Origin of the sequence: Patiriisocius marinistellae, from assembly GCF_009014635.1 — a bacterium.
In the GTDB taxonomy this organism is placed as follows: Bacteria; Bacteroidota; Bacteroidia; order Flavobacteriales; family Flavobacteriaceae; genus Patiriisocius; species Patiriisocius marinistellae.
Map to the genome: position 1 here is coordinate 1 of NZ_BKCF01000019.1, position 3,047 is coordinate 3,047.

The 3,047-nt window shown below is 32.8% G+C and carries 3 protein-coding genes; all 3 read right to left on the reverse strand.

Annotated elements, in window-relative coordinates; translation table 11 throughout:
* Positions 1-452: 452 nt before the first annotated feature.
* From GB234_RS14890 to GB234_RS14900, 3 genes are read right to left on the reverse strand one after another with little or no spacing between them, the layout of a single operon-like run.
* On the reverse strand, positions 453-1,415 hold the full coding sequence (locus GB234_RS14890) for a HaeIII family restriction endonuclease (RefSeq protein ID WP_151895370.1): 963 nt from the start codon (positions 1,413-1,415) through the stop codon (positions 453-455).
* A gap of 3 nt (positions 1,416-1,418) precedes the next feature.
* Positions 1,419-2,462, reverse strand: a complete 1,044-nt coding sequence (locus tag GB234_RS14895; protein WP_151895371.1) for a DNA cytosine methyltransferase — start codon at positions 2,460-2,462, stop codon at positions 1,419-1,421.
* Between the two features lie 3 nt (positions 2,463-2,465).
* The gene (locus tag GB234_RS14900) at positions 2,466-2,786 is read right to left on the reverse strand and encodes a helix-turn-helix domain-containing protein (RefSeq protein WP_172966908.1); all 321 of its coding nucleotides are present in this window, start codon (positions 2,784-2,786) and stop codon (positions 2,466-2,468) included.
* Between the last annotated feature and the right edge of the window lie 261 nt (positions 2,787-3,047).

Consider the following 3,047-nt stretch of genomic DNA (forward strand, 5'->3'; position numbering starts at 1 on the left):
GACTAAAAGTTTCGTCTCTAAAGTTGCTTTTTGATAGCTTTTTTTTCGCCAGTGTTCATTTTGTGTTTTCATAAGTGACTATAATTAAAGGTTTAATTTTTAGTCAACCTATTTCAGGAAAGTTCAATTTTTAAATTACTGCCAACGGTTCAGTATATGAAAAGTAGGGCAGAAAGTAAGCTGTTTCCATTCGGTTGAACCACGAGCCACATTTTTAATTTTTCTTTTTTACCTTTTCAGGTATAAAAATACAAAATTAAAAATGTGGTGGCATTGCAAATACACAATTGCCTTTTGATTAAGCCAAAATCGCCCTATTTTTTATATACATTGTTCTCTACTGGCTTTCTGCGCTCAGATTGGTTTTGAGCGTTGGCAGAGACATACTCTTTTACAGTTTGGGCGAAGCTTGGATGGCGCGACTGTAAATGTGTATGGCTCGTAGCGTTGGCTTATCCGTTCACAAATATGTGATTCGTAAATAAAGTGTGTGGTGCACTCACTAAGTTAATATCAAATTTCAATGACGGTTCAACTCTCGAACTCGCATTGTGAATTCTAAATGATATTTGCCAACCTTCGTTTAAAGAAACTAACAAAGTTGTTGTTGAATTTTCTTGATAAACTATTTCTATTAATCGTGTCGGCAACTTTAGTTTTGGAATCTTTGCTTTCGGCTTTACTTTTTCAAATGGTAAATTCAAAGTTCCGTGTAAATTGTATGCCTGAATCTCAACTTTTCTTTTGCCTTTAATAACTTTATAAAAATCTTGGTGTCCGATTAAATATTGCACTAAATTCTCTGCAACGATGTTTGGATTTGCTTTATCTAAACGGAGTAATTCTTTTCTAAAAGCGTCAAGTATTGGTAAATAAACAACTTGATGCATATTTTCGATAGAAGTCCATTTCGTTGATTTGTCCTTTGCTCTCAAATCTGCGAGCATATCAAATATTGGATTAACCTCATTAAAATAATTTTCTGAACAAGAAACGCCTAACCATTTTTCTCCGAAATTAATTTTATTCGATAATCTTGAATGCTTAACTGCTCTGTGATTATTCTTTGCAGAGATTCCGATTTCCCATTTTTGTAATGAGCGAATCATCAAAACATCTCTAACGTCTCCTGATTGTCCTGCTTTATCACTTACTAATTCTAAAACTAAAATATCTTTATCACTAATTCCATACGATAAGCGTGGTTCAATATCCAAAAGAAAATTTATAGATGCACTTGCAGTTATTCTAAAAGTATCTTGCTCTGTTTCATCAAAACTATCGAAGAAACCTTTAGCAGTTTTGTATGGTTCATTTTTAGTAATTGAAACACTTGTAATTTTATCTAAGCGTTCGTAAAATTCAATAAGCAAAGCATATTCAAATGCTTTTCCATTTATTGTTTGATTAGCCATAAATTAGGAAAGTATATTTTCTAATTGCATTTTTTTCTTTGCAATTTGTTTAGGTTTTTTTTCTGCGTTCTCGATTTGAGATTTTATACTTACAGCAATGTGTTTAGCTAAATTTACAGGAACAGCATTTCCAATCATTTTATAACCAGCTGCAATATGATTATAATGAAAAATAAAATCGTTTGGAAAAGTTTGAATTCTTGCACATTCTCTAACGCTCAATCTGCGATATAAATTTTCTTTTCCTGGAACGAAAACACGAACATTCTGTTCGATAAATTTCATTTTTGGGGCTTGTGGATGAAGTGGTGCGTGTCTTCCTCCAGCTTGAATTGTAAACGATTGTTCATCCCAAGTTCTAACTCTATTTCTTGACATAAACATCGAAGAAAAACCGCCAATCATATATTCGTGATTTGGAACTTTACAATTTTCTTTATTTGTTTTATTTCCTTCTTTTGCTGGTACAACTGAATTTTGTAAATCAGCTATTTTTTGTTCAAGGGTTACTTTATCTTTTAGCGGTTGTGGAAATTGGAACGCAAAATCAAGGTCTTCACGAATACCAACAAAAAATACTCTTTTACGGTCTTGTGGAACATCAAAATCCGATGCGTTTAATAATTTGAAGGATAATTTGTAGCCAGCATTTTTAAACATTTCCTTAATATTTTTTAAAGCCTCGCTATGTCTTTCCAATAACATTCCACTCACATTTTCTGCAAGAAAGAACTTCGGTTGTTTCGCCTCTAATATGCGGATAAAATCATAAAATAATTGACCTCTTTTGTCATCTATTCCTCGTAAAGAACCAGCCTCACTCCAACTTTGACAAGGTGGTCCACCAATTATCCCATCACATTCAGGAACTTCGTCCGATGCGATATTTACGATACTTCGCCTGTCAAGTGTGGTATTTTTGTGGTTTTTCTCGTAAGTTTCCCAAATATCTTTATCATATTCATTTGCCCAAACAACATTAAATCCTGCGTTTTCAAATCCTAAATCCAGTCCGCCAGCTCCAGCGAAAAATGATACTACATTCATATTTTATTGTGTTTGAAGTGATTTGTTTAATGTTCTGCGATATTCTGCTTTTTCTTCTGCAACTTCTAAAAGTTGTTTTGTGCAATTCGTTTCGTAAATATGTTTTCCAATCTGGTCGGTAACATATTCGTCTCGCAATTCTGTAAGTTTCAGTTTGAAAATTCGTGCAAGCTTTGGTAAACGTTTTTCATCAAAATCGCGCTTACCATTTTCGATTTTACTCAAGTTTGCAGAATCTAAATCAAGTTTGGCAGCAAGTTGCGTCAAAGTCAATTCGTTTTCATTTCGTAAAAGTCGGATATATTCTCCAAAAGTGGTTTTCATAAGACTTGTCATTATTTGACAAATTTAAACTTTTATTTTGGATTTCCAAGTGGCGTTGGCAAAAACAGCTCTTTTATTTTTTAAGCGTTGGACGAAGCATTTGGAAAAAATGAAAGTGCTGTTTCGAGCGTTGGTGTATTATACTGAAATAGGTTGACCTTTTTTCGGTTGTTTTTTGATTAATCAATTTCTATTTTTAAATCTTAAGTTCAGCTAAATTTACATTATTTTTTCGATAGGATTTATATTTGATATTTGGAT